At 42.0% G+C, this 26,602-nt stretch carries 20 protein-coding genes and 1 pseudogene; 5 read left to right on the top strand and 16 right to left on the bottom strand.

All coding sequences use genetic code 11. The features are described from left to right. Window positions 1-441: 441 nt before the first annotated feature. A complete protein-coding gene (locus HEQ19_21635; protein WYM01717.1) occupies window positions 442-1,335 on the bottom strand; it encodes a DUF2382 domain-containing protein in 894 nt (297 codons plus the stop codon). Window positions 1,336-1,721: 386 nt separating this feature from the next. Continuing rightward, entirely contained in the window at window positions 1,722-2,564 is an 843-nt protein-coding gene (locus HEQ19_21630) for a DUF2382 domain-containing protein (GenBank protein WYM01716.1), read from the bottom strand. A 344-nt stretch (window positions 2,565-2,908) separates the two neighbouring features. Between HEQ19_21630 and HEQ19_21625 the strand changes: the two genes are divergently transcribed. From HEQ19_21625 to HEQ19_21615, 3 genes are all read left to right on the top strand, one after another. Next, a complete protein-coding gene (locus tag HEQ19_21625; GenBank protein ID WYM01715.1) occupies window positions 2,909-4,249 on the top strand; it encodes a hypothetical protein in 1,341 nt (446 codons plus the stop codon). A 124-nt stretch (window positions 4,250-4,373) separates the two neighbouring features. Then, complete coding sequence (locus HEQ19_21620) at window positions 4,374-5,033, top strand: bifunctional 4-hydroxy-2-oxoglutarate aldolase/2-dehydro-3-deoxy-phosphogluconate aldolase (GenBank protein ID WYM03541.1); 660 nt, start codon at window positions 4,374-4,376, stop codon at window positions 5,031-5,033. 25 nt (window positions 5,034-5,058) lie between these two features. Further along, complete coding sequence (locus HEQ19_21615) at window positions 5,059-5,571, top strand: L,D-transpeptidase (GenBank protein WYM01714.1); 513 nt, start codon at window positions 5,059-5,061, stop codon at window positions 5,569-5,571. Window positions 5,572-5,578: 7 nt separating this feature from the next. Here the strand turns inward: HEQ19_21615 and dacB are convergent, their stop codons facing one another. The 7 genes and pseudogenes from dacB to ilvB all read right to left on the bottom strand — a co-directional run bounded on the left by dacB (window position 5,579) and on the right by ilvB (window position 16,058). Then, a complete protein-coding gene (gene dacB / locus HEQ19_21610; GenBank protein WYM01713.1) occupies window positions 5,579-7,045 on the bottom strand; it encodes a D-alanyl-D-alanine carboxypeptidase/D-alanyl-D-alanine-endopeptidase in 1,467 nt (488 codons plus the stop codon). Window positions 7,046-7,420: 375 nt separating this feature from the next. Next, on the bottom strand, window positions 7,421-7,759 hold the full coding sequence (avd, locus tag HEQ19_21605) for a diversity-generating retroelement protein Avd (GenBank protein WYM01712.1): 339 nt from the start codon (window positions 7,757-7,759) through the stop codon (window positions 7,421-7,423). A 168-nt stretch (window positions 7,760-7,927) separates the two neighbouring features. Next, window positions 7,928-8,899 (bottom strand): annotated as a pseudogene (locus HEQ19_31235) (formylglycine-generating enzyme family protein). Window positions 8,900-10,902: 2,003 nt separating this feature from the next. Next, a complete protein-coding gene (locus HEQ19_21595; protein ID WYM01711.1) occupies window positions 10,903-11,913 on the bottom strand; it encodes a MoxR family ATPase in 1,011 nt (336 codons plus the stop codon). Window positions 11,914-11,918: 5 nt separating this feature from the next. Further along, complete coding sequence (locus HEQ19_21590; GenBank protein ID WYM01710.1) at window positions 11,919-12,992, bottom strand: hypothetical protein; 1,074 nt, start codon at window positions 12,990-12,992, stop codon at window positions 11,919-11,921. Window positions 12,993-13,153: 161 nt separating this feature from the next. Then, window positions 13,154-13,630 carry a hypothetical protein gene (locus HEQ19_21585; protein ID WZI66979.1) on the bottom strand — a complete coding sequence of 159 codons (477 nt, stop codon included), beginning with the start codon at window positions 13,628-13,630 and terminating at the stop codon, window positions 13,154-13,156. A gap of 511 nt (window positions 13,631-14,141) precedes the next feature. Next, window positions 14,142-16,058, bottom strand: coding sequence for a biosynthetic-type acetolactate synthase large subunit (ilvB, locus tag HEQ19_21580; GenBank protein WYM01709.1), 1,917 nt, complete (start codon window positions 16,056-16,058; stop codon window positions 14,142-14,144). A gap of 120 nt (window positions 16,059-16,178) precedes the next feature. On the opposite strand from ilvB, the gene HEQ19_21575 reads away from it, so the two are divergent. Beyond that, a complete protein-coding gene (locus HEQ19_21575; GenBank protein ID WYM01708.1) occupies window positions 16,179-16,337 on the top strand; it encodes a hypothetical protein in 159 nt (52 codons plus the stop codon). A 69-nt stretch (window positions 16,338-16,406) separates the two neighbouring features. Here HEQ19_21575 and HEQ19_21570 read toward each other — a convergent pair whose 3' ends face one another. From HEQ19_21570 to HEQ19_21560, 3 genes are all read right to left on the bottom strand, one after another. After that, complete coding sequence (locus HEQ19_21570; GenBank protein WYM01707.1) at window positions 16,407-17,669, bottom strand: MFS transporter; 1,263 nt, start codon at window positions 17,667-17,669, stop codon at window positions 16,407-16,409. Window positions 17,670-17,824: 155 nt separating this feature from the next. Then, complete coding sequence (locus HEQ19_21565) at window positions 17,825-18,421, bottom strand: hypothetical protein (GenBank protein WYM01706.1); 597 nt, start codon at window positions 18,419-18,421, stop codon at window positions 17,825-17,827. An 81-nt stretch (window positions 18,422-18,502) separates the two neighbouring features. Continuing rightward, complete coding sequence (locus tag HEQ19_21560; protein WYM01705.1) at window positions 18,503-18,751, bottom strand: hypothetical protein; 249 nt, start codon at window positions 18,749-18,751, stop codon at window positions 18,503-18,505. 478 nt (window positions 18,752-19,229) lie between these two features. Between HEQ19_21560 and HEQ19_21555 the strand changes: the two genes are divergently transcribed. Continuing rightward, on the top strand, window positions 19,230-19,607 hold the full coding sequence (locus HEQ19_21555) for a hypothetical protein (protein WYM01704.1): 378 nt from the start codon (window positions 19,230-19,232) through the stop codon (window positions 19,605-19,607). Here the strand turns inward: HEQ19_21555 and HEQ19_21550 are convergent. From HEQ19_21550 to HEQ19_21535, 4 genes are all read right to left on the bottom strand, one after another. Further along, the gene (locus HEQ19_21550; GenBank protein WYM01703.1) at window positions 19,579-20,859 is read right to left on the bottom strand and encodes an inorganic phosphate transporter; all 1,281 of its coding nucleotides are present in this window, start codon (window positions 20,857-20,859) and stop codon (window positions 19,579-19,581) included. The genes HEQ19_21555 and HEQ19_21550 overlap by 29 nt on opposite strands. A 458-nt stretch (window positions 20,860-21,317) precedes the next feature. After that, on the bottom strand, window positions 21,318-22,265 hold the full coding sequence (locus HEQ19_21545; protein WYM01702.1) for a trypsin-like serine protease: 948 nt from the start codon (window positions 22,263-22,265) through the stop codon (window positions 21,318-21,320). Between the two features lie 91 nt (window positions 22,266-22,356). Continuing rightward, window positions 22,357-22,494, bottom strand: a complete 138-nt coding sequence (locus tag HEQ19_21540; protein WYM01701.1) for a hypothetical protein — start codon at window positions 22,492-22,494, stop codon at window positions 22,357-22,359. A 163-nt stretch (window positions 22,495-22,657) separates the two neighbouring features. Further along, window positions 22,658-26,233 carry a CHAT domain-containing protein gene (locus HEQ19_21535; GenBank protein ID WYM01700.1) on the bottom strand — a complete coding sequence of 1,192 codons (3,576 nt, stop codon included), beginning with the start codon at window positions 26,231-26,233 and terminating at the stop codon, window positions 22,658-22,660. Window positions 26,234-26,602 lie beyond the last annotated feature (369 nt).

Genomic DNA, 26,602 nt, shown 5'->3' with positions numbered 1-26,602 from the left:
TCTGTGGTTCAAAGAAATGAAAATTGCTGTATCAGTACCTTACAGGCTCCGCAGAATTTTAGATTTTAGATTTAATCCAAAATTCAAAACTTGTACTGAGCGTTCGCGTAGCGTCCCGCTCTTAAGTCGTTGGCGTAGCCTCTGTCTACGACACGCTACGCGAACGTAGAGAAGTATCCAAAATTGTTTTCCCCTTGTGGTCGGGGTCAATGCAAAATCCAAAACTTGTACTGAGCGTTCGCGCAGCGTCCCGCTCTTAAGTCGTTGGCGTAGCCTCTCGTAGAGAAGTATCCAAAATCCAAAATCGGTTGACCTCCAAGACAGAAGATATATGTGCCAGTTGCGTAAGTCCTGTAGTTATGAGATTTAAAGTTATTTCAGGACTCGCATAAGTCCTATATTTATGATTTATTACTCATAACTGTGTACTGATGAGGTTAATTAGCGTTCCTCAACCGGGAACCCATGAGGATTCACATCTAACTCTTCTCGACGCACAGTTTCTTGAGCCTCAGCTGTCTCTTGCTCCACAACTTTTTTCACCCTGATTTCTTCCCGCACAAAAGCTTCTTTGCGAATATCAGGAGTTTCTTCGTGGACTTCCACACGAGCAACTTCGCCTTCAAGGAAACTAGCTTCACCAGGAGGAACTGTAGCACCTGCATTTGTTGGCGTTACACGCTCAATCACCACACGCTCTTTTTCCACAGGTACTGCTAGCCTTGCAGTATCGGTTTCAACGTGCTTACCAACTGATACTTCTCCAGTTTTATGGCGAATTTTACTTGCTATCAAGCGTTCTTCATACAATCTAAAAGTTTGATGATCCTGTTCATTGAGTGCATATAAAGAAGGTTCTTGTTGATAAGTGTAGGTATCACGGCTGTAAGCGGGTGTAGTTGTCGGCTGATAACTTGTACCCAAAGGGGCTGATGCTTCCACAGGTGTTGATGTTTCTATTGTCTGTTGAGAGTAATTTGGATTGCGATATACCCCGCGCACCTTCTCTTCATAATCGTAATCAAGGCTTTGACGTTCACTAAACTCAGGTAAATCCTCGGCTTGCAGTCTAGTCATACCAATGGCATAAACGCGATTGCTATTATAATCAATGCGGGAACGACCAATTGGCAATAATACTTTTTTACCAAAAATCCAGAAGCCCAAGTCAACAACTAAATAGCGAAAATGCCCTTCTTCATCAACTAAAACATCACTAACTGTACCAATTTTTTCATTCGTGCTTTCTGTATAGACTCCCAGACCCTTAATATCCTTACCTTGAATAGCATCTCGGTAGTTGGGGTCAAAATCTGCTAATTTCTGAAGTACCATTCTACTTTACCTCACATTTTTCCTGCAATCTCCTGATAGCCAATATAAAAAATAAGACAATATTCTCACTCTTTCTGCCGACTGAATTACCTCAATAAATCGTCATCTTAAGAAATATATTTTTTGTGCTTATTGAGAATAAAGAAATATTTTTTATTCAATTTATACATATAAAATAAGCCCAAACACTATAGCGTTTCTCGCCCTAGTAAGGTACACCCGTAGGGGCACGGCATTGCCGTGCCCCTACACCGCGTGATACAATTTTGTACCTCACTTAACTGATAATCGCTATATAGAATATAGAAATATGATTTTTTTTAATCTCAATATTTGTAGGGTGGGCATTGCCCACCCTACGTAACTTAACTATTGCCTTTCATTATTTACCGTGATTCATTTTGAGTCTTGCCACTTTGATTTACATGCAAATCACCTTTTGTATCAATATCTAACTCTTCTCGACGCACGACTTGTTCTGTTTCAAAAGTTTCATGGTCTACTACTTTCTTGATTCGGATTTCTTCGCGCACAAATGCTTCTTTATGAATGTCGGGTCTTTCTTCGTATACTTCTATGTGTGCTACTTCGCCTTCGTGGAACTTCAGTTCATTGGGATCTACTACAGTTCCTGCTGCTATAGGTAGAACTCGTTCGATCACAACACCCTCTTTTTGAATAGGTACTGAAACCCGTGCAGTATCCCTTTCAACGTGCTTACCAACTACTACTTCTCCAGTTTTGATGCGATTCTTATTCGCAATCAATCGTTCTTCATACAATCTAAAAGTTTGATGATGTTGGTCACTCAGGTTGTATAAATCCGGGTCTTGCTGATAAGTATATGTATGGCGATCATAAGTTACATTGCCAGTTGGTGGACGATAAACGTTGCGAACTTTTTCTTCATATTCGTCATTGATTATCGTTTCTTCTCTGTACTCAGGTAAGCGTTCAATTTGCTGTTTGCTCAATGCATCAACATAGACACGTTTGGCAGAATAATTAATCCGGGATAGACCAATTGGCAGTAATATTTTCTTAGTTGCAGAATCTAAGCTAATATCGATAACTAAATACCGAAAACGTCCATTTTCGTCAACTAAAGCATCGGCGACAGAGCCAATTCTCACTTCACCTTGGGTATAGAGTTCTAAAGCTTTAACATCATCACCACCAAAGGTTTCTCGGTAGTTATGGTCAAATTCTTCAAGTTTGTAGAGAGGCATAACACTATTCCAAAATTCTTTTGACTATCTATTGATCAGCCTAAAGATTATTTGGCTTTTTTTCCTCTGGCTGGCGACGGAATCACAGGGTGATATTTTATTGGAAGTCGGCGGTTTATCCATCCCCTTGTGGGTGGTTGAGGTTGCTCAAGAGGCGACTTAGTAGCGGGTTTTAGCATTGGTGACTTTTCTCCATACCCTATGCCCCAATACATGCCCTAATATGCCCTAAAACTTCATCTCCTTGTGGGTGGAGTTTTTTATGTGTTCTGGTGTACGCATCTGATGATAGCTACTTACCAAATTGCAATTATTATGTATGAATACAATTTCATTTCCCAAATATGAGTATTCTTTTCAGCAAGAAGTTCCACATATCTGTAATATTTGCTACCTTATTCCTTACCAGTTTAGGCAGTATTCATCTATATACGCAGTCAAAAACTCAACAGCTAGCCCAACAACATCAGATTGCTCAGAATATATCTTTTACTCAGCCAGAAAATTCTACTCTGTCTCAATCAGATATTTCCCTCGCCTCAATTAAAGCTGCTCAGATAATTACCACAACTTTACTTAATCCTTTGATTGCTCCACAAACAAGTTATGAAAATCTAGACAAACAAAATAAAACTATATTAGCATCTGCAGCCTATCGAGTCATTGATGAGTTACAAAATTATAAATATAGCGTTGATGGTAATCAGGTTTTCACTGTCGGAAAATTGCCAACTACGAAAGTTAATTTTAATCAAGCAAATTTACTCAGCGTTCTCGTAAATACGAGAAAATATTTCCAAGATTATTCTACAGAAGACCCTGATATTTCCCGGACAGGAATACTTGCTAGTCAAGGAGTTAGCGTAGCAGATATTCTCAAGACCTTAGATTTTATGATTGCTGTTTTAAAAGAGGATATTGCCAATAATCGAGCCACTCGGTTACAAAGCCCTAATTTTATTAACACCCATTTTCGCGTCATTAAATGGTCTGCATATAACCCAAAAACTACCAATCAAAAACAACTGCGAATTACAAAATATGCTGTTTTTATTCATCCAGGTTCGCAGAAAAAAACCTCTACTTTTAATACAGCAATTTATAGCTTAAAAGACAACGCGCTGACTGATAAATTCTATACTAGATACACAAAGCAGGATGTTTTGTCAGGGATTTATGAACCAGGGGGTAAAGAATTTGGCAATGCTGAACCTATCGCCTACCTAACGCGAACTGGCTTAGAAGAAGCCCTGATGCAGGGAACAATCCTGATTAATTTTCCTGATGGCTCGCAAGCCTATTTTAATGTAGACAGAAATAACGAAATACCTTACGTTCGCGGATTAAAAGCGACAGCACAAAAGCGTTACTGGTATTTTAGAAAAGTTGATGCTATCAAAGGTTATGGATATAAAATAGATGCAAAAATTTCTATCAAGCCAGGAGTGACTTTTGCTGGAGATGTCCTCAATATTGGTTTAGGTAAAATAATTGTGATTGAGCAGATTATAGGTGGAAAAAAACACCTACAAATGGGAGTCATCGCTGATACAGGCGGCGCATTTTTACCCAATCTTTATCAACTAGATTTTTTGGCAGGGATTTTCAAGAATCAACAAGATTTTGGGCAGCATATCAAGAAATTGCCTGACTATGCTACAGCATATATTTTAGTCAAAAAGTGACGGTCGCTTTGCTCAAATTCAAAATCTATTGTAGGGGCGCAAGGCCTTGCGCCCCTATCACTTGAACATTTAGGGAGTGACAATTGAAAAAATCCCCATTGAAATAATCCTGATTTTTGTTAAAATGTCTAAAGTTTGGTTATCAAAGTTGCAACAACAAAGAGCGATCGCCGTAATTCGCGCCGATCAAATGAAATTGGCACAGCAAATGGCTTTGGCTGTAGCATCTGGGGGAATGCGGCTCATTGAAATTACCTGGAATAGCGATCGCCCTGCTGAATTAATCGGTCAATTACGTTCTCAATTACCAGATTGTATCATAGGCACTGGGACGTTATATAATGTCCAGCAGCTGCAAGAAGCGATCGCCTCTGGGGCACAATTTCTCTTCACACCCCACGTTGACCCAGCGATGATTCACGCAGCAGTTGAGCAAGATATACCCATCATCCCCGGCGCCCTCTCTCCCACGGAAATCGTCACCGCTTGGAATCATGGCGCCACCTGTGTCAAAGTCTTCCCCGTGGAAGCAATGGGAGGGGCTAACTATATCAAAAGTTTACAAGCTCCTTTAGGTAAAATTCCCCTGATTCCCACTGGGGGAGTCACCCTAGAAAATGCTAAAGGATTTTTGCAAGCAGGGGCGATCGCAGTTGGTTTAAGCGGTCAATTATTTCCCAAACAACTGGTAACAGATGGAAATTGGCAGATCATTACTCAACAAGCTAGAAAATTAATACAAGAATTAGGGTATTTTAAAGTACCAACTCAAAACTATCCCTAAACTCTATTATGGAGGTTTATTTACGATGAAAAGCCTGATTGATTCCAATTGGATGCGTGGTTTAAAAATATTCCTTGCTGCTGCTACATTCTCCTTGAGTGTTGCGAGTCCGGGATCGAGTCTAGTCTCGACAAATTCGCAGAACCAAACGATTATCAAAACTATCGAAACGCTAAAACAATCCGATCAACGCTGGATTCAAGTTAATCTTACAAAGCAACGGTTAATTGCTTGGAAAGGTCGAACGCCAGTTTATGCGATCGCTATTTCTTCAGGGAAAAAATCTACCCCCACTCGCATCGGTATTTTTAAGATTCAATCCAAATTTAAAACTACTCGAATGCGAGGGAAAAATTATGATGTTCCCAACGTACCCTATGTAATGTTTTACCAAGGAAGTTATGGAATTCACGGAGCCTACTGGCACCGGAGATTTGGGACTCCAGTTAGCCACGGCTGTGTAAATCTCGCGCCTAATCACGCTAAATGGCTATTCAACTGGGCATCGATTGGCACACCAATTGTCATCCGTAAGTAACCATCAATTAACAACGCTGCAATTGTGTTAACAACACGACAATTTCATCAATTGCTCGTCGCAAAACACTCACCGGCTGTTCACTTTGATTCACCATAATACTAAAAACCAATGGCTCATATTTAGTCCCATTCACATAACCAGATAGGGAAACAGCACCAGTTAAAGTACCCGTTTTTGCTTGCACAATCCCCTCTGCAGATGTATTGCGAAAACGGTTTTTGATCGTCCCACTTTTGCCGGCGACAGGTAAGGATGCACGATACACAGATGCAACTGGTGTTTTCGCTATTCCTCGTAATGTTTGCACAAAAGCTTCTGGCGCAATTAAGTTACGACGTGATAAACCAGAACCGTCTACCAAAACGTAATTTGTCGGATCAACTCCTAACTTAGTTAAATTGGCTTTGACATTTTCTAAGCCAATATCAGCGGTATTTTTATTTGATAATCTGGGTTGTTGAAAAGCTAATGCTCTCAATAGGGCTTCAGCATAAAGATTATTACTATTCTGGAGAGTTTCCATCAATAAGTCTGATAAAGGTGGGGAATCTACAAATGCTATTTCCTGTTGTTCATTACCACCAGTTGATACCAATGTTGCGCCTAAAGTAATTTTTTCCCGTGTTAAAGCAGTGCGAAAGCGGCGTAAAAAATAATAATTAGGATCAACGACAGGTAAAGTTACTAAATATGGTTCAGAATTCCCTGTTAATTGTCCTTGGATTCGCAAGACGTTTCCAGATAATTCGCGGGTAACGTTAATGAATGTGGGATTTTGCCCCACTGTTGCTGATTGATTAATTATCCGCCATTGTCTGGCTTCGTTGGCATCAGTCCAGGCGATTTGTAATGGTTTTCCTACGGCTTGCGGTATCAGTTTGAAGCTAAAAACATTTTCATTTAAAATAAAGCTGCTAACTGGTGCGCCATAGTCTGATTGTAGGTCTTCCCATTGCCAGGTAGAGTTAACAATATCGCCTTGAATATAACTATCATCAGCAATCAATTGTTTGATTTGGGTAATTCCCTTTTGTTTCAATTGCTGTGCTAATGCTTGCAATTGAGTATCACTTAAGCTGGGATCTCCCCTACCCACGACACGCAAAACACCATCACCGGTCTGATATATAGAGGTGCGAAAGCGAAAATTTGCACCCAATTGCTGCAATGCTGCGGCTGTTGTCAACAATTTAGTATTAGAAGCTGGTGTAAAGTATTTCTGAGCATCTCGACTGTAAAGAGTTTGTCCAGATGACAGGGGTTGTACTAAAATTCCCCAACGCACGCGACTAAATAGGGGACGATTGATAATAGCATCTACGGCTGACCCTAGTTGAGCAGGACAAATTGATTTTGTGGTGCTTGGGGGTGCAACTGGTGTTGGTGTTTGCGCTGTCGCTGTTTGCTGGGTAACACCAATCTGCGTACCCAGCAACAGCAGGATTAAACCTATAGTAATTTTTTTGGACATCACATAGTTATCAAAACTACTTGATGATGATAACTTGGGGTTGCGCTTTTTTGTTGTGCTGCCGGTATCAGTTGTCAATTATCTGTTCAGTGCTATACTGTTATTCTTTTACCGAACACAATAGGGCACAGCATTGCTGTGCCCCTACCAATGATCTGTATTCTATGCAATTGAGAACCGCTATAATTACAAAATTGGATCACGCGGTGTAAGGGCACGGCACTGCCGTGCCCTTACGGGTGTACCTCACTCTTGACGAGAAATGCTATAGTGTTTGCTTTGTTGCTTGAGCCATCCTCCTAGTAGTCTGTCAATTTTGTTTTGAGGGATTTTTGGTAGTGTGAGCGTCTCGCTCACGCGGGCAAGATGCCCGCACTACAGTCCATCATTTTTATCTTGACAGAGTACTAGCTCTACGCCAATGGCAGTGATTAATTTACCTGCATATTCGTAGCGGTCTATGGCAATTAAATTAAAGTCGAATAAAATCCGGGTTTGATAGCGTAAAATATCTAAGTGACTTTGGAGTAATTCTAATTGAGTGAATTTTTCTTGGCTATAACGAGCGACAAGCAACCCCTCTAGTGAATCATACAATCCATTTATCATCCTGTCGCCCAAGGTAAATCTATGATTTTTGGGCAGCCGATTAAGAATTGGAATGTACCATTTGATTAAATCGTAGGTTTTTTGGATAATCGACAATTCTTCCATTAATTCTGTAAATAAAATTTACATGATTATTATCAGCAAACTATGCTATTATTACATTTAATGGTTTAGATGCTGACATCCATAGTTCTAAAAAAAATTGATCGCTCCGCTCCGCTACACTTCAAAAGGGCAAAGAGAAGAAGTGCAGAGGGCAAAAGGGCTAAAGTGTCAAGGGCGAAGAATCCACGCGGCCGCACCCACACACACAACGCGAAAACCGATATTGTAGGAGCGGTTGTCGGGGTAGTAGTTGTTGCGAGAAGCAGAACGGCAATAACCAGGATAGGTGCTCCAAGAACCACCGCGCAGCAGCCGGAGATTTCGATTATCATTATCATTCACCCAAGCACGTCCGTCTCTAGGTGCGCCATTATAATTATCATGCCAATGGTCTTGACACCACTCCCACACATTACCGTGCATATCATACAAACCAAAGGCATTGGGGGCAAAGGTGCCTACAGGTGTTGTTTGCTGACGATATTTACCTTTAGGTTCAGATGCGTAAGTGAAGTCAGAATTATAATTAGCCAAGTCCGCCGTAATTGTTTCACCAAAATAAAACGGCGTATTAGTCGCAGCACGACAAGCATACTCCCATTCTGCCTCACTTGGCAAGCGATAGTTACGCCCCGTTATATTACTTAAGTTTTGACAAAACTCAACCGCATCATTCCAACTCACTTGTTCTACAGGTCGGTTATCACCTTTAAAACTGGATGGATTTGTCCCCATTATAGCTCGATACTGCGCCTGAGTAACTTCATATTTCCCCATGAAAAATCCAGGAACTGCTACTGGATGCTGTGGACTTTCATATTGACTTCGACCTTTCTCCCCCGGTGGTGAACCCATCATAAAATCACCACCAGGAATAGCCACCATTTCTAGAGTTACGCCATTCCCCAAATCTTCCATGAAAGATTTTGCTTGACGTGTGTCTCTATTGGTAATATTTCCTTGTGCGTTGACTCTGACTATTTCAAACTCAAAAGTTTTTAAAGGAGTCGCGCTAGAATTGGGTAAGGTATTAGTATTAGTATTAGTATTTTTCGTAATCGAATCAGCCACCACTGCTATCACTAAACCGCTTCCTCCCCAACCAAGGCGCTGCAAAAATTGTCTGCGGTTGATTAACGAGGGACTAGAGTTTCGTGATTTAGCAAAACTCGGCTCTTGAATTGGTGGTTTAACAACTATTCCCAGCTTTCTTAATACTTTTCTCCACCAAGCATATCTTTTCTGATTTTGTAGAGAGCGACTAAATTCATCTGATACTTTCATCGCCAGTACAGATTGTCCTCTCATAAAGCCTAAAAAAATGTAATCCCGTAATTGACTATTAACAGATGCTTGTTTAGATAATAAATAAAGAATTGGATTAGCTAATTTTGGCAGAAACTGATGATATTGTCTAGCTATTTCTAATTGTAATTTGCTAACAGAACCTTGAACAGCCGTAATTAATAAATTTTGCAGCGCAGTCCGAATTATCTGCTGTTGCTCTGGGGTAAGTGTTGTAATTAGGTAAACACGCAACCAGTCTGGCATATAACCATAACGTAACCACGGTAAACGAGCTAAATCAGTTAATGAACACACTTCTATTAGAGATGCACCTGACTCGATTTTCAGCACATTACCTAAATAAATAGTCATGTTCCAGTGCAACTCTGGAAATACAGCACAAGCACTCAGCCAATAAAAGCCATGCTTACCAAGATATTTTTCTAATGTGTCCAACATAGCATTAATCTGCTCAGTTGGTGGGGGATTACGTTCTATCCAAAAATAAGGACGTGTACGCAACCCATCTGGTAGAGGTATTCGCGTTTCTTCCCCAACAAAATAAGTCGCCCATCCCTGGCGCAATCTTTGACTCAACGCCTCTAACCCTTTGAGTGTTGCGGGTAAAATCATAAATTCTTGTGCCAGTTCTAATTCCTGATACCCCCAATTTTCCACTGGTGTAGGTGTTAAAATTGCCCGGTTATCCCAGTTAGTCAACTGATTTACCCAAGGCTCTAATTCCCCACTAATAGAGCTAAAAAAATTCTCTGTATCAGAAATTATCACCAGAGAATGTTCACTATATTTTGAGATAATATCTCTGAGTCTTAATGGATAACTTTTGTCATCATCGGCAAAACAGATTCGTGGATCATCATCAAAAAAATAGATGGTAATAAATACTCCTTCGTGTTTTAGACCTTCTATTATTCCTTCAATAAATTTCGCTTGATGGTCACGGTAACTAGTGCGGTTAATCAGAAAGAGATATTCTGGGAGAACTTGATAAGTTTGATAAACTGGAGTTAGCCATCCTCCCCGGCTCAGAGTTGCATCAATAGTTTTATTCACATCAATTTCGTTAGATGGCACACGGATGCGATGTCTTAAACTCTGAGCAATTTTTAACAATACAAGGCTGGGAAATAATTTCTCCTCAAATCCAGTAATAGAAATTGTTTGTAGCTCAGGCTTTTGTGTTGTACTATGACGTTGCAGAAATAGGTTAGCACGCCACAACCACCACAGTCGCCAGACTAAAAATATAATAAGATAAATAATCAATACAAATAACAGTATTCGCCAATTAAATGGCAAGCTGGGAGGAGGTGTTTTACTCGGTTCTGTTTTGACTAGTCTTGGCGGTACTGTTGGTAGTGTCCCTGTTGGTGTCGGTAGTGGTTCTGTTGGTGTGGGAATTGGTGCTGTTGGTGTTGGTCGTGGTTCTATGAAAGACCGCTTCTCTGTGTAGGACGGAAATAGGGGAATAGAAATAAAAATAGTTATAGCAATAACAAGAAGTATGAGACGCTGAATTTGATAGGAGTGTGCGCGTTCTGTTTCTAGTTCGGCGGAAAATGCTTCAGCTTCTACATCTACTTTCTCTTGAAAAAGATTGGTGTTGCTAAATAATTTCACCCAATTGTCAAAACGTTGCTGAAATTCTTCTTGCTCAATTGGTGAACTACAAAAAATCGGACTTAAAAAATTTCTTAGTCGCTCTGGACTATCTAGATTTTCTCCCTGAGCAATCAATATTAATATTAAATCCTGGGCTGCAATATATTGAGGTATACCAATTTTGTAACCTGCTTCCCTGAGTTCATCAATGAACGCCATCAAGACATCAGGATTTAGCCAATCTGGGTAGTTTTTTTCTGTTCCTGTATCCACTGTTCTACAACTTTTCTCGCTTTTTCTTGATCTTCTGCAGTTTTGATTAAGCTACTCAGAGTGCGAAAAACTACTTCCCTTTGCATTAAAGGATTTTCTGATTCTTGAGTAAATTTTTGTAAAATTATCAGCCAGCTTAATAATTCAGAAGTTGCAGGTTTTTTTCTCAACCCAATTTGGGGAGAACGTAACCGATAAAATAAACTGAGAGCAGCTTGTAAAAAAGGACTACTACCAGCATTTATCCCTAAACGATTAGCGACAATTTCCCCCAGGCGCTCCAATTCAGGAAAAGGAATATCGTAATAAATACAACGTCTCAAGAAAGCATCTGGTAAATCTTTTTCCGAATTACTAGTAATAATTACAATCGGTTGTAAGTTTGCATCTCCCACAATTTTTTCATTAGCTAATTCAGGAACTCGAAAATACATCAATTCTAATTCATTGAGTAAATCATTGGCAAAGTCACGGGGTGCTTTATCAATTTCATCAATTAAAACTACAGAACGCCCTTTCTCGGAATGTATAATTTCTGATGGTAGTAAATGCTTGACTTCCTCTGGATTTTTACTGCGTAAAATTGCCAATCCTAAAGCTTGGAAAGTAATATAATCTAAAAATTTAGTTTCAGTCACTCCACTTTGCAGATCTTGGAAACGCTTTAATGCATCATAAGTATAGAATAACTCACGAGCAACACTTGTAGATTTAGTTTCAAACTTCAACGGCTCCCCAAGTCCAAGTTCCCATGCTAGACTGTAAGCCAGTTGAGTTTTACCTGTCCCTGGTTCACCAGTCAGGAGTAGAGGTTGTCCTAACAACAGTGCCACATTACACGCATCTTTTAAACCCGCATCTGCAATATAATTCTCTGGCTGGAGTAATTGAGAACGTGGAGACACAGGTAGAGTTACTGGTAACTCAGATTTTTGACGGTTTCCGATACCTGAATAAAAGGGAAACTTCATGTGATTTATCCCTCATCTGATAGATTAGATTTTAGCAGTTTGATTAAGTTCTCAGCTAAATCATCCATCGGTATTGTATTCGATGAGTGTTTTTCTTCCCATTCGTAAAACAACTCTCTAATTTCTTTGAGCAATTTATCAGCCATTGCTTCTCCAATAACATTTTGAGTATATTCCATACGTACCCAATCCTCAACGTCTCCTCGATTTATTCCAGTTAGCTCTGGTAAAACAAGACCTGACAAACGATTAAATTTATCAAAATTAGATTGTGAAAGTAATTCTATCTGCTGAGAAATTTTTTGATTGACTCTCTGGTAGCGATCTAGATTGAAAAAATAACGTACAAACCTCAAAAATAAGCTAATTTTATTAGATTTTTTAGTACGCTTTTTCCGCCTAGTTTGGTATTGAATCAATATACATATTATTAAATTTTGGTTAATCTGAATAGGCAATGTCTGCCAAAAATTCAGGAGATTATGCAAAATTTCAGATTCTTGTTTTTGCAATTGTTCAGTCAATAAACAAGTGTGAATAAGAATAGGAATGGGAGATTTATTAAAAAAACCATTAATTTCTTCTAGAGAAGCAGAATTACGTTTGATAACTATCTCTGCTAATCTGTTGCGTAAGTAATCTGAAATTTCATGGTAATTCTTAAATTTTGGAGGAGAGGGTAAATAATATTTTTTAATTGAGTCTTGTCCTAAAAGTCTAGGTAATAAAACTGTATGCAAACGTTCTAAAAACTTGTCATGGCTTTGAAACTCATCTCCATGAATGATACAGATTATAGGAGAGAGTGGCGCTTTTTGCATTAACTTTTTTATGCTCTTTTCTAGTTCATGCTCCTGCTGGCTACGGTTGACTAAATAGGGTAATAGAGGAGGAATTTTGCGTTGCTGTTGCTGTAACTTCTTATTTATGGGAACAACAAACTGTATTTGGTTATTGTTCCCATAAAATACGGTGTTACTATTTCCCAGAATTGCCTGATTTTTATCCCCTTGAAGTGCGGTGTTTTCATTCCCCTGAAGTGCATTTTTGTTTAGAGAAATATCAGGCGACTGGCTCATATAGTAGTCTAGTTTAATTTTTTCAAAAATCTAAGTATCTGTAATATCTGTAGGGTGTGTTAGCGTAGCGTAACGCACCATCTGAAGGCTTTGGTGCGTTACTACGCTAACACACCCTACGTATATGTTCAAAAATCAATTAGGAATCCTATAATTTAGTTCTATAATCCCAACAGATGAGAACCTGCAGCCGCTCCCAGCCAGAGAGCAATTTTGGTAATAATTGGTTTAGCTATTGTCCAAATTTTCTGACTAGATTCTACAGTTTTACTAGTTTTATCAAGTGTGTCTGCAACACTAGTTAAACGCTCTAATGCTCGGTTTTTATTCGGTTCTTCTTTGTCTGTGGCTTTCTTTGCTGCACCTAAATCTTCAATTACTTCTTCTTTGGTATCTGCTGGTAATCCTGCTTGTTGAATTAATGTTTCCAGTTCTAAAAACAACTTGATAATCTCATCTTTAGTGAGAGCAGTTTCAGCATTAGCACCTACTTGGTTTTGTTGTGTGACTTGATTTCCATCTCCCAGGACTACCTGATTATTGTCTCCTTGAACTGCGCGGTTATTATCGCCTTGAAGGTTATTAATTTTACCACCTGCTGAACCGCCAATTGAAAAACCACCTGGGTTGTTAGTCATAGTGCCTACCTCTGGGATTTGTGTGCTTGAATAAAAATTAGAGCGTGCTAACGCTGTCATTACCAGAAAAATTCTGGTTTTGCTTTAGATACATCATGAGTATCCTATTTTTCGGATTTTTAGGCAATGCCAGTCAAATTACATGACTTAGGCGATAATTCACATCTTGCACCTTTACGCATAAACTCTGAATAGACCCAAAATATGTATCGTCTAAAATTATGGCTCTTGCGTGTGTAGCGTGCTTAATTATTAATGAAAGTCGATTAAATTGCTTTAATAACAAGGCTTACAGGCGTTTATAATTTGATTTTTAGTAACAGTAGCTCAAATACAAAAAATAATGGCTTTTATCGGAGCCACGCAAGGGTTTCAAACTTATTTTTTAACAAATTCAGCACGCTAAGTACGGAAGAGCCGATATATTTACAATATCGCCCAACACATTCAGATGTGGTACAAAATTATATCGCATGGTGTAAGGGCACGGCAGTGCCGTGCCCCTACGAGTTTACAGCTTGGTACCACACTCAGCACAAAAGTTGTGATTGGGAGCATTTTTCGCGCCACAATGGCTGCAATAGACTGGTTCTATCGCAGCTTTTGGTGCTTGCTTTGGTAAGCCAACCATCTGGGCGTTGCTCTTACCTGGCGCTACCATTGGATAGCAGTTTTCATCTCTGGTGACGCGGACATCCACAATTACTGGCCCATTATGTGCTAGCATTTCGGCGATCGCATCTTTGAGTTCTTCATGCTTGCTAATCACCATGCCTTTGATGCCGTAGGCTTTTGCCAATAATTCAATATCTGGCATCCCTACTTCCATGTTAGAACATGAGTAACGCTCGCCGTAGAAGGCTTGTTGCCACTGGCGCACCATCCCTTGCCAGCCATTATTGAGAATTACAGTCTTGACATTAATCTTATATTGTGCTAGCGTCCCCAGTTCCTGCAAACACATTTGGAAACTGGCGTCACCGCTGATACAAATCACTTCTTCATCGGGAAACGCCACTTTCGCGCCCATAGCTGCTGGGACACCAAATCCCATCGTTCCCAAACCGCCACTGGAAATCCAGCGCCGGGGTCCATTTTTGAGGAATTGTGCTGCCCACATTTGATGTTGACCGACATCTGTGGTGTAGTAGGCGTGGGGGGCTTGACTACCGATTTCGACAATCACCTCTTGGGGTGAGATGCTATCGGGATAGTGGGGCACTTCTAAAGGATATTCTTCCCGCCAGCGGTTAATCAAGTTCAGCCATTCTTGATTTTGGTTGGGTGTCGGTTTGATTCCGGCGCTTTTACATCGACGCAAGATATCAAGCAGCACGTTCCGCACATCACCGACGATGGGCACTTCTGGCACCCGATTTTTACCCACTTCTGCAGGGTCAATGTCGATGTGAATTACTTTGGCGCGGGAGGCGAATTCATCTAATTTACCAGTCACGCGGTCATCAAATCTGGCGCCGACACAAATCAGCAAATCACAGTCAGTCACAGCAAAATTGGCGTAGGCGGTGCCATGCATCCCTAACATTGCCACCGACAGAGGATGATGTTCGTCAAAGGCGCCAATACCCATCAAAGTTGTGGTGACGGGGATATTGAATAACTCAGCTAGTTCCTTAACTTCCTCATGGGCAGCAGCGGCGATCGCACCCCCACCCACATACAATAGCGGACGGCGACTCTCACGAATTAATTTAATGGCTGCATTAATTTGTCTGGGATTTCCCTTCACCGTCGGGCGATAGCCAGGTAACTTCACCGTACCCGGTTCCACAGGCACATAATCAAATTGTTCTAAAGCCACATCTTTAGGGACATCAATTAAAACCGGTCCCGGACGCCCCGTACTAGCGATGTGGAAAGCTTCGGCTACAATCCGTGCCATATCCTTCGGGTCGCGCACTACATAAGAGTGTTTGACAATTGGCAAGGTAATCCCGTAAATATCGGTTTCTTGAAACGCATCCGTACCAATTGACGCCCGTGGCACCTGTCCCGTCACCACAATCATCGGAATTGAATCCATGTAGGCGGTGGCGATACCCGTTACCAAGTTAGTTGCCCCTGGACCTGAAGTACCAAAGCACACACCCACTTTGCCAGTAGCACGGGCGTAACCATCAGCAGCATGGGATGCGCCTTGCTCGTGTCTCACAAGTATGTGCTTAATACTACCAGTCTCTTCTACCTTGTAGAGGTCATCATAAATTGGCAGAATTGCCCCACCGGGATAACCAAAAATATACTCAACACCGTGACGCAGGAGACTATCTAGCAGAGCAAAACCACCAGAGGCGCGTGTGGGAGCTACGGGGGCTGAGTTAGCAGCAAAGGGCTGCAAGTGATTCTCAGTTTGTGGGAGACTGATTGGAGAAGGCGAATCTCCTCCGGGCACACTTCGTGAACGCACTGTCAAACCTCAGAGAATAGCTAAGTTAATGCGGAAATTCTGTAGTCACGATTTCATTTTAATAGAAAAGTTTCATTAAAGTCTTATATATCTTTATATTTTAATGTTGGGGACTGGGGATTGGGGATTGGGGATTGGGGATTGGGGATTGGGGATTGGGGATTGGGGATTGGGGATTGGGGGTTTCGGGTTTTGCATAGCGTGGATCTATTTACCATCAAAGTAATGATTAATCAAAGCCTGAAACTCAGGATTTTGATAAATGCACACAATGATTAATTTGTACAGTGCGTAAGTCCTAGATTTGGGAAAATACTGAAAATTTTGCCCAACTGCAGCGAAAGAAACTCATATTAAATCTTGCAGTACTCGACGGGTATTTTGCCAAGCCCAAACCCCAACAGCCGCAACAACAAGGCTCATTCCCACCAGGACAGTGCGTAAACCGAGAGTATCAGTTAACGGACCTGTAATTGCTAGGGGTAAGGACAGGGCAATATTTACGGCATGATTTTGAAAGCCAAATACTTTACCATGCATTGTGGGTGGTGTTTGTTGTTGAATTAGAGTTTGCATTGGTACACCAATTAGGGACGCACCCACACCCAATAACCCACAGAGTCCTAGCGCTAGCAAGAGGTTGTGAGTGAAAGTGAAGACCCCTAAAACCAGCGCCATCATCAAAAATCCAATTAAGGGTAAGGGTTTATGATGCAATTTATCACCCCAGTGACCTAAAAACCCTGCACCAAATACCATACCTACCCCAGCAGCTGCTAAGAAAAAACCAAACTGTTTTTCCTTTAACCCAAAGTCTTCTGCTAATCTAATAGCCAGTACCGTTAATGCTGCAAATACGCAATACAAAGTTGTCAGTTGCAGCATAGCATTCAACACCAACCGGTTTTGCTTCAAATAGCGCAAACTTGCTGTAAATTCTGCCCAAGGTTTACCTGTAGCGCGTCGCTCTGCAGTTGATTTGTGTTCTTGAAAATGAATCGGCTGCATAATCGCACCCGATAACAAATATAATGCACTAACTATCAATTCTTGACCGTACTCTTGTCCCAGATAGCTCTTTGCCCAACTTAATATTGGCTCGCCCACTGCAAAGCCAATTATTAAAGCTCCCATCATCGTACTGCTAAACAGCGCATTGGCTGCCATTAAATTCTCCCGTGGCACCAACAAGGGAATCGCTGCTTGTTCCGCCGGTGCAAAAAACTGCGTCACCGTGGAGATGGCAAATGTGAGTATCAACAGTATCAGGAATTCTCGTGGTAAAAACGGAATTAATAAAGTTAATAGCCCACGCACGACATCCGAGCCAACCATAATCAGCTTTTTGGGCAACCGGTCAACAAAGATACCACCTGCAGAACCAAACAAAATCGCTGGGATCGTAAACGCCACCATCAAAGTGGAGTACATGGTGTTTTGTGCCAATCCTGCAGGAGGTGGATAATTTTCGAGCAAGGCAATCATCAAAACAAAGAATACCTTATCTGCTAACTGGGAAACTAGTTGCCCAATCCACAGGAGCAAAAAAGCACGGTTTTTTACCAGTGAGCCAAACCCATTATTCACAGCAGCAGGTTCAGTAGGAAACATTAGATACTTAAATATATTACTAGGGTAGATGGAGAGTGGGAGAGTCGGAGAGTGGGAGAGTGGGGGAGATGGGGGAGTGGGGGAGAATTTTTATAACTCATAATTCATAATTGATAACTCATAATTGATAACTCCTCACTCCCTATTCCTCACTCCTAGTCACGAAATCTGTTTTCCGGACTATTTTCTTGATAGCGCATTAAGAGCAAATGTAAAAATTCCGCAGCACTGAGGCGATCGCTTGGGGGGGGAACTCCCAAAGACGGGTCTACCCAGCAACCTTGTACGGTTTGAGGCGATCGCCACATCGATAAATGCTCAACTGCAGGTTCGGCATAAAAATTATCTTGCCCAGCGCCGAGCCAAGATGAACTCCAGTGAGTAAAATAATCATGGCTCATCCTATGTATGGGAAAATTACCCACAAGTGGTACGCCCCAGCCATCTATAGCAATAAATGCTTTAATGTTACCTCCTAAAAGTTGCCATCCCGAAGCGGCGACAATCGCCCCGACTACACCAGCACTAAAGCTAATGAATATAACTGGGGATTCTAGCCTATCTTTTAGGCGATCGCCCAAAAAATGCAAAATGTGAAATGCGGATAACGTCAAATAACCCTGTCCAGGAAAAGTGAGTATTTTCTCTGTATTTTTACTGGTTGACCGCTCAGAAATTCGATCTAAACACCCTGATATAAAGCTCTCAGTTAAGGCTGGCTCATGGATTCCAGGGCAAATGATGATGCTCATCTGTCTTTGCTGTATGCAGTTTTCACTATTATCTGGAACGGAAAACTTATCAGTTTTAAATTAAACATATGTTTTCCGTAATTATAAGGCAACTTGACTACAAAAAATCGGTTCACCAGTAACTTCGGGTAAATAAACCACACTTTTGGGGCGCACACCTTTACGCGTAAGGGCACGGCGGTAAGGGCACGGCGCTAAGGGCATGGCGGTAAGGGCATGGCGGTAAGGGCACGGCGGTAAGGGCACGGCGGTAAGGGCACGGCGGTAAGGGCACGGCGGTAAGGGCACGGCGGTAAGGGCACGGCGGTAAGGGCACGGCGGTAAGGGCACGGCGGTAAGGGCACGGCGGTAAGGGCACGGCAGTGCCGTGCCCCTACGAGAAATCTATGCGTATCAGGGTTGTGGTGAAATAGTATCAGTCCTAGTAGTCTGTCAATTTTGTTTTGAGGGATTTTTGGTAGTGTGAGCGTCTCGCTCACGCGGGCAAGATGCCCGCACTACTAGGGTTCTTGCGTACTTAGCGTGCTAAATATGTTGAAAAATAAGCTTGAACTCCTTGCTGGGATAAGATGACAGCCATTATTTACTGCCTTTTAGGTCTGATGATTAAAATTTTGGCTATAAGCGCCTGTAAGCCTTGATTTTAAAACAAAGTTATCGACTGTAATTAAAAATTTAGCACGTTAAGTACGCAAGAACCAAAGCTGCTGATCTATTTCAACAACAAGGCAGAACACAATATTACCAAAAAGTGCTGGAAATACTCAGAAAGTACTCCTAATAGTCACAGCCCCGTAGGGGTTTAGCATTGCTAAACCCCTACAACTTGATCAACGCAGCTTTTATCTCCGTTGACGGAGCTTTTATCTCCGTTGACGGAGCTTTTATCTCCGTTGATGGAGCTTTTATCTCCGTTGATGGAGCTTTTATCTCCGTTGATGGAGCTTTTATCTCCGTTGATGGAGCTTTTATCTCCGTTGACGGAGCTTTTATCTCCGTTGACGGAGCTTTTATCTCCGTTGACGGAGCTTTTATCTCCGTTGACGGAGCTTTTATCTCCGTTGACGGAGCTTTTATCTCCGTTGACGGAGCTTTTATCTCCGTTGACGGAGCTTTTATCTCCGTTGATGGAGCTTTTATCTCCGTTGATGGAGCTTTCAAAGGAAGAAAATCCGAACAATACTAAAAATAGCAGCACTTAAAACTGCACTGGCGGGAACTGTAATTAGCCAAGCAGCGGCGATGTTTTGTAAAGTTGCGAATTTAATGGAATTTATATTTTGCACCAGTCCAATCCCCACAACACCGCCAACTAGGGCGTGGGAAGTGGACACGGGTAAACCTAGCCGGGAGGCGAGTAGGATGGTGGTACCGGTGGCGAGTTCGGCGCAGAAACCACTGCTAGGTTGTAAAGTAATGATATTTTTGCCAATTGTGGCGATAACTTTTTTACCCCAGATAGCTAAACCACTAACAATGCCGATACCACCAAGGATTAAAATCCAAAGGGGGATATTTAAACCATTTGTGGGTACGCTACCAGTTTGATTGATATAAACGATCGCCGCTAATGGAGCGATCGCATTTCCCACATCATTAGAACCATGAGCAAAGGCGACAAAGCAAGCACTGAGCAGTTGAAAGCGTGCAAATACAAGCTCAATGGGGTTGGGAATTGGGGAGTCAGAAATTTTTTCCTCGTACCCCTTATCTCTCCAAGCTCGCAACTGTCGCCAAATGTAAAGGGTTAGTGCAAATGTGGTTACAGCACCTGTTAATAGGGGGATGTCATAAGCGGGTATGTTTAACCCAAATTGATCAATTAAAAAATTGGTTAGCGGTTGAGTCACAGAAGGTAGGACAATGATGCCAAATACCCCCAACAGCAGCGCACTCAACCAGGGAATCCATTCTTGTAACTGGGCTATTTGATTTGGTTGCTCTAAAATCCAGTGTTTGATTTGAGTGTAAAACAAAGCGGCGATCGCACCACTAATTAACGGTGTTAAAATCCAGCCGATTGTAATTTTGCCAATTGATGACCAATCAATTGCACCGACTCCCAAAGCGACCCAACTAAATCCGGCGATCGCACCCACAACTGCATGAGAAGAGGATACAGGCAAACCCCTGGTAGTGGCAATCATCAGCCACACCCCAGACCCCAATAACACTGTCACCATCCCCAATACAAACGTCTGTGGTGTAGCCGCGAATAAAGCGGGATTAGCAATTTTTGTGGCTAGGGTTTCGGTTACCTGATGCCCAAATAATACTGCCCCAGCAAACTCTAACACCCCAGCAATGATTAGCGCTTGCGTTAGGGTGACAGCTTTGGAACCGACAGAGGTACCCATTGCGTTAGCAACATCGTTAGCACCAAGGTTAAAGGCGACGTAAAAAGCTAGTATAGCGACTATAGCGAGGGTGATCAGCATTTTTTGGGGACTGGATTAGTGGGAAGCTTGAGGTTCTAAACCCAATACTTCTCCCAATCTTCCCATCTTTCCATCCCTTGCACCCCAATACTGCGTAGGTTTTGAAAATCGCAAAGCGTGAAACCCTTGTCTTGACGTTACATGTAACGTCTCTACATTCGTTAACCGAGCAGTATTGCCTTGCACCCTAGCACTCTGTCAAGATAAAAATGATGGACTGTATAGCGTTTCTCGCCCTAGTGAGGTACATCGGTAAGGGCACGGCAGTGCCGTGCCCCTACATCGCGTGATACAATTTTGTACCTCATCTGAATAGGAAGTGCTATAGTGCGGGCATCTTGCCCGCGTGAGCGAGACGCTCACACTACCAAAAATCCCTCAAAACAAAATTGCCCGCGTGAGCGAGACGCTCACACTACCAAAAATCCCTCAAAACAAAATTGACAGACTACTAGAAACTATCTCGAATTTCTCCGCAAATCTTGCTCGATAGTCGAAACTTTCACCGCAAAATTGATGATATCTTGTCCAGTGCGGAGATTTTTGGCTTCACCATTATTCAGAGCCACAATGTAAGGGTCGCCGTCAATCACAGCCACAATCGGACCACCCGAAGAACCGCCAGCAGTGGCACAATCATGTAATAAAAAACCACTCTCTTCTCCAACAATACTGCATCCAGCCTCAAAACTTGCCGTCCATCCCGGCCCTGCACTGAAATATTTTTGATAGTTCTCGTTAGGGAAATCCTTAGAATAGCCTACGAAATAGAAAGCTTTGCGATTGCTAATCAGGGTGGCAGAAGGTAGAGATTTCCAGCCTAAATAGCCGTATTTGCGACCTAGAGGCTGATTAAGTTTCAGAATTGCCCAGTCACGAGAACTCAAATTGCTGCTTTGGCTGAAATCTGTACCGTAAAAAACTCGTTTAACTTCTGCTACGTCTCGGTAATTCCTATCGATGACGTTGGGCAGAAACTGGATTCTGGTGCTTAATTTACCAGTTTCGGGGTCAATAACGCAGTGAGCATTAGTTAAAACTAGATTAGCGTCGATTAACGTGCCTGTGCAATAATAACCACTGCCATCGGCTGTCGTTCCTTTGATTCGACCAACTGCTGACCAAGGATATTTGCTGCTAGTCATGGGAATGCGGTTATCTATAACTCCAATAATTCCTCTAGAGTCGCCTTCGTTAGGTTTCGCCGCCCGTCCCAAACCATCTGGGATAAAAGGTTTACCATCACCTTCGAGCTTAAATTCACCTGCTTGTTCAGCATTGATGAATTCGGGTGTGTTGCTTTGCTGTGGTTTGTCCTGTGCTTTTACTTGTACAGATGTCCAACCACCCAAAGCTATAGCACTAAGAATTCCAACCAAAAAAAGAGCGAGAAATTTCCTATTCATTGCTACTAATTCCTCAAAGTAAATATTTGAACTGACTGGGGATTGGGGATTGGGGATTGGGAGTAATGAGTAATGAGTAATGAGTAATGAGTTAGGAGTTATTATTCTCCCTATCTTCCCCAGCGATGCACTGAGCTTGCCGAAGTGTCTCCAGTCCCCAGTCCCCAGTCCCTAGTAGTCTGTCAATTTTGTTTTGAGGGATTTTTGGTAGTGTGAGCGTCTCGCTCACGCGGGCAAGATGCCCGCACTACAGTCCATCATTTTTATCTTGACAGAGTACTAGTCCCCAGTCCCTAGTCCCTAGTCCCTAATCCCTAGTCCCTAGTCCCCAGTCCCCAGTCCCCAATGCCCCATGCCCAATGCCCCATGCCCCATGCCCCAGCCCCCCCTGCTCATCGCCACTCGCCTTGCAAGGTGAAAGCAGCCCAATAATAGGGGTTTCGCCATGTGTCTTGTCGCCAGAGGTTGAGCTGCGCTTGACGCAGGGCAACCGCAGGTGATGTTTTTTGCTGCAACATTGTGGTGTAGAATTGAGGCGTTAATTCTGAAGTGGCTAGATCGTTGACTTGCCACAAGGTGACGACAAGACTTTTTGCCCCTGCATACATAAATCCTCTTGTCAAGCCCACTAACCCTTCACCTTGGACATCTTTACCGACACCAGTTTCGCAGGCACTCAGGACAACTAAATCGGCATCCCAGTCTAAGTTAAAAATGTCACCGAGGCGCAGGGTTCCTGGTGTCTGGGGTTTGCCTTGTTTGTTGAATTGAGCGAGGACAATTCCTGATGATTCTGGGTTGATGGGGTCTGCAAAGCCGTGGGTGGCAAAGAGTATGAATCGATACTGTTTGAGTTTTTGATTAGTGACGAAATTGTAATTGGCGTCAAAATCTAGGGCTTGCAGACTTTGGTCGGGTGAGACTAGTTTTAAGATTTGTTGGGCTTCTGTGCGGGTACCCGGTAGCCGGTTCCATCCTGTACGGTTAAGATTTTTTGCAGAACGTTGAAGGCTGGAGCGTTCGAGGTTGAGTTCAGGCCCTAGGGATGGGGGTTTACCTGTAAGTCGTTCGTCGTCAGTCGCAAATACAGGGTCAGCGAGGACGGCTAGGGTTTTGGGCGCTGGTGGGCGGTTGTGCAAATCTTTGCGGTGGGTGGCTATGGCGGTCACGGAGGGGAGATGGACAATTTCGTGGTTGACTAGGAGGGGCTGATAATTAGATTTCCCTGGCTGTGGTTCTGATAATGCTGCAAAGGGTATTTCTTGCAATGGTCCATCGGCGACAATCACCAAGCGCTTTTTGCCTAATTTCTCTGCAACCGGTGTCAAAATAAGTTTGCTGAGTTCCGTTGCTGCTTGGGTAATTTCTGCAAAATCTTTGGCTTTTTGGTCTGCGGATAACCCCTGACAGTTGATGTATTGACATTTTTTCAATAGTTCTGAGAATTTTCCTGCAGGTGCTTTGATTTTTTCCCGTCCAGGGAGTTCATAACTATCAACAGAATTGGGAGTGATAGCCCAAAGATAACTGCGTTCCTCTCCTAGAGAATATTGCAATAACAGGGTATCTTTATCTAATTGCTGTTGAATTTGGGGTAATTTTAAAGGTTCGGGATATTGCAATGCAGCATATTTAGGGCTACTGGTGCGGATTTTTGTTTGTAGTTCTTTTTGTTGATTGAGCAGAGTTTCAATTTCTTTTTTTAAGGCGGGTCTTTGGTTTTCTTGATTACTGGGTAATTCTTGAAGTCGTTTTGCTAGCGCATCGAGTTTCCACTGTAAGCGGCGTTCTTCTGCTAACAATTTTGGGTCAACGCCTTTACGAATATCTGCACGGGCTTCGGTTAACAGTTCTATTAAACCCCTAGCGCGGGAACGCTCACTAGTGTGAAGGGCTTCGGCGTCGTATCCTTTTGATGGGTCTTGTTTGTGCAGTTCCATCAAAATGTCGATTTTCAGTTGATAATAATCTTGTTTGGTGGCAAAAAAGGAGGTTCGTAAGTCTTGACTAGCAACTTCTTGGCGGATGTTCTCGATGATTTTTATTGCTTTATCTATTTCAGTGAGGGCTGCTGGGAGTTGGTTGTTTTGGCGTTGCAATTTGGCAATATTGTAAAGACTTTGGGCTTGTTCAGGAAATAAGCCCATTTCACCATAAATAGCAAGTTGTTCTTGATAGGCTTGTATGGCTTTTTCTGGTTGTTTGAGAGATGCGTAAGCTTCAGCAGTTCTCGTGATATAATAAGCTGCTATGTTCCTATAGCCGGATTTTAGTGCTAGGTTTCTGGCTTTTTGAGCGTATTCTAGAGACTGGGAATAATTTCCTTGTTTAATCTCAACTTTAGCGAAGATAGAAAGTACATGTGCTTCGTTGATTAATTTATACTCATTAATCTCTAAATTACGAGATAGATCTAGAGCCTGATTGCCAACTTTAATTGCTTGTTGATAATCTCCCAAATTCAAGTGGCTATTACTAATACCAATTAGTGAGCCAACTTCATGATTACACTTTCCCGTTGTTCGGGATATAGACAAGGCTTGCTGATAATAATTTAGAGCTTGTGGGTAATCTTGTAAGTCCCTATAAAACCTACCTATATTGGTAAGAGTACTAATTTGTGTCGAGCGATTACCAAGAATTTTCGATAGAGATAATGCTTGATTATAAGCACTTAAACCCTGAGAATTTGCACCTAAAGACAAGTAAACATCGCCGAGAGTATTCAAAGTATCTGCTTCTGGTGAACGATCTTTAATTTGACGTTGAATGTCTAACGCTTGATTCAGAAAATTAATTGCTTCTTGTTTTTTACCTTGCTTGTTTAGAATATTAGCAATAGAGGTAAGGGTATTTGCTTCTGCGGGTTTTTCACCCATTATTTGCCTTAGTTTTAGCGTTTGTTGATAAACTTCAAAAGCTTTTGGATATTCCCCGATTGGTTCGTATCCCAAACCAGCAATAAATTCTAGAAAACTTACCTCACCTTGAAGAATCTCTTCCTTGCGCGATTCTTGAACTAGTTGGTTCCATTCTTCGATATTATTGTTGGTAACTGCGTCAGAATTAGGGGTTGCGGATTGATTCGACGAATCCTTTGGTTGCTCAATATCGGGAGGCTTTTTTAATGATGCTAATTGATCTGTACAACTTGAGCTGGCTAACGACCCGTATAACAAATTGTATGGTATATCTCTCTTAAATTCTGGATCGAGAGTATTAGCTTGCTTGAGAATTTCAATGCTTTTGTTGATTTCACCTAACGCAAATAAGTAAAAACCACCAATAGATGTAAGTATATTAGCTTGTTGGACGACATCACCTTTTTGTTTCCAGAAATCCAAAGCTTTGTTGTAATAATCAAGTGCTTTCTGTTTTGCGCCTAATTTTTCACCGTAAATACGTCCAACGCTACTAAAAATGCTAGGTAGCAAATTGGAAGTTTCAGGGAACAGTGATGGAACTTGCAGGTAGAGATCAATCGCCTTTTGATATTCTCCCATTTTCTCGTAACTCATGCTAAGTAAACCGGTGGCTGCTCCCTCACATTCTTTATCCCCTAAAGCTTGACAAATAGGTAGTGCTTTGTGAGCATATTCCACAGCTTTGGGATATTCACCTCGAAACCAGTATCGTCTAGCAATTTCATTGAGTGTTGTGGCTTCTTTTTGGCGATCGCCTGCTAAACGCCAATATTTTAGGGCTTCTTCAAATTTAGGAATGATTTGAGTTAATAAGGGTGCATTCTGTTTTTGTAATTCAGAGGCTTCTTGTTGTGCTTTTTGCGCCGCAGCGCGATTTGCATCTTGTGGCGTCCCTGACTGCTGCGCTATTTGTAACTGTGTATTTCTCGGTGTCGCACCCACAGACTCAGCCAGCATTACCACACTCAGCAAAACTGTTAAACTGTAACGGGTCAAATTCGGTAGCCAGCACCAAACAATTGAGCGAGACTTTGCACTCCCCATTATTCACCTCAATGAGTAATTTTTATACCGTTCTTTCTGCCTGCGCTATCTGTGAATAGGCATTTTTGAAATTGTCAATAGGTCAATAGAGATATTATTTATATTTCGCTCTGATTATATAACGTATTTTTAGTAGGGTAAATTGCGGTTACGATTTTAGTAACAAATTGGATGATTTATTTTTTGCTATTCTCTTTTCTCACCGTGATCTACTATGAATAACTTTGACTGGTTAAGAGCCTCTAGGCTCTTAACCCATTCTGGAAGGCTCCGCCTCCAGTAGCTTGACAAGAGACAGAGCCTCTTGAATACATTCCCAGCCTGGAGGCAATACAGTTCAGTTAGGCTCGAATGATATACACTGTAGGG

This window comes from Gloeotrichia echinulata CP02 (assembly GCA_038087035.1).
GTDB classification, from domain to species: Bacteria; Cyanobacteriota; Cyanobacteriia; order Cyanobacteriales; family Nostocaceae; genus Gloeotrichia; species Gloeotrichia echinulata.
This window is presented reverse-complemented; position numbering and strand designations above follow the sequence as displayed.

Coding starts and splice junctions, on each gene's coding strand:
- HEQ19_21635 (WYM01717.1), bottom strand. CDS start 1,335: ATGGTACTTCAGAAATTAGCAGATTTTGACCCCAACTACCGAGATGCT.
- HEQ19_21630 (WYM01716.1), bottom strand. CDS start 2,564: ATGCCTCTCTACAAACTTGAAGAATTTGACCATAACTACCGAGAAACC.
- HEQ19_21625 (WYM01715.1), top strand. CDS start 2,909: ATGAGTATTCTTTTCAGCAAGAAGTTCCACATATCTGTAATATTTGCT.
- HEQ19_21620 (WYM03541.1), top strand. CDS start 4,374: ATGTCTAAAGTTTGGTTATCAAAGTTGCAACAACAAAGAGCGATCGCC.
- HEQ19_21615 (WYM01714.1), top strand. CDS start 5,059: ATGAAAAGCCTGATTGATTCCAATTGGATGCGTGGTTTAAAAATATTC.
- dacB (WYM01713.1), bottom strand. CDS start 7,045: ATGTCCAAAAAAATTACTATAGGTTTAATCCTGCTGTTGCTGGGTACG.
- avd (WYM01712.1), bottom strand. CDS start 7,759: ATGGAAGAATTGTCGATTATCCAAAAAACCTACGATTTAATCAAATGG.
- HEQ19_21595 (WYM01711.1), bottom strand. CDS start 11,913: ATGAAGTTTCCCTTTTATTCAGGTATCGGAAACCGTCAAAAATCTGAG.
- HEQ19_21590 (WYM01710.1), bottom strand. CDS start 12,992: ATGAGCCAGTCGCCTGATATTTCTCTAAACAAAAATGCACTTCAGGGG.
- HEQ19_21585 (WZI66979.1), bottom strand. CDS start 13,630: ATGACTAACAACCCAGGTGGTTTTTCAATTGGCGGTTCAGCAGGTGGT.
- HEQ19_21570 (WYM01707.1), bottom strand. CDS start 17,669: ATGTTTCCTACTGAACCTGCTGCTGTGAATAATGGGTTTGGCTCACTG.
- HEQ19_21565 (WYM01706.1), bottom strand. CDS start 18,421: ATGAGCATCATCATTTGCCCTGGAATCCATGAGCCAGCCTTAACTGAG.
- HEQ19_21550 (WYM01703.1), bottom strand. CDS start 20,859: ATGCTGATCACCCTCGCTATAGTCGCTATACTAGCTTTTTACGTCGCC.
- HEQ19_21545 (WYM01702.1), bottom strand. CDS start 22,265: ATGAATAGGAAATTTCTCGCTCTTTTTTTGGTTGGAATTCTTAGTGCT.
- HEQ19_21535 (WYM01700.1), bottom strand. CDS start 26,233: ATGGGGAGTGCAAAGTCTCGCTCAATTGTTTGGTGCTGGCTACCGAAT.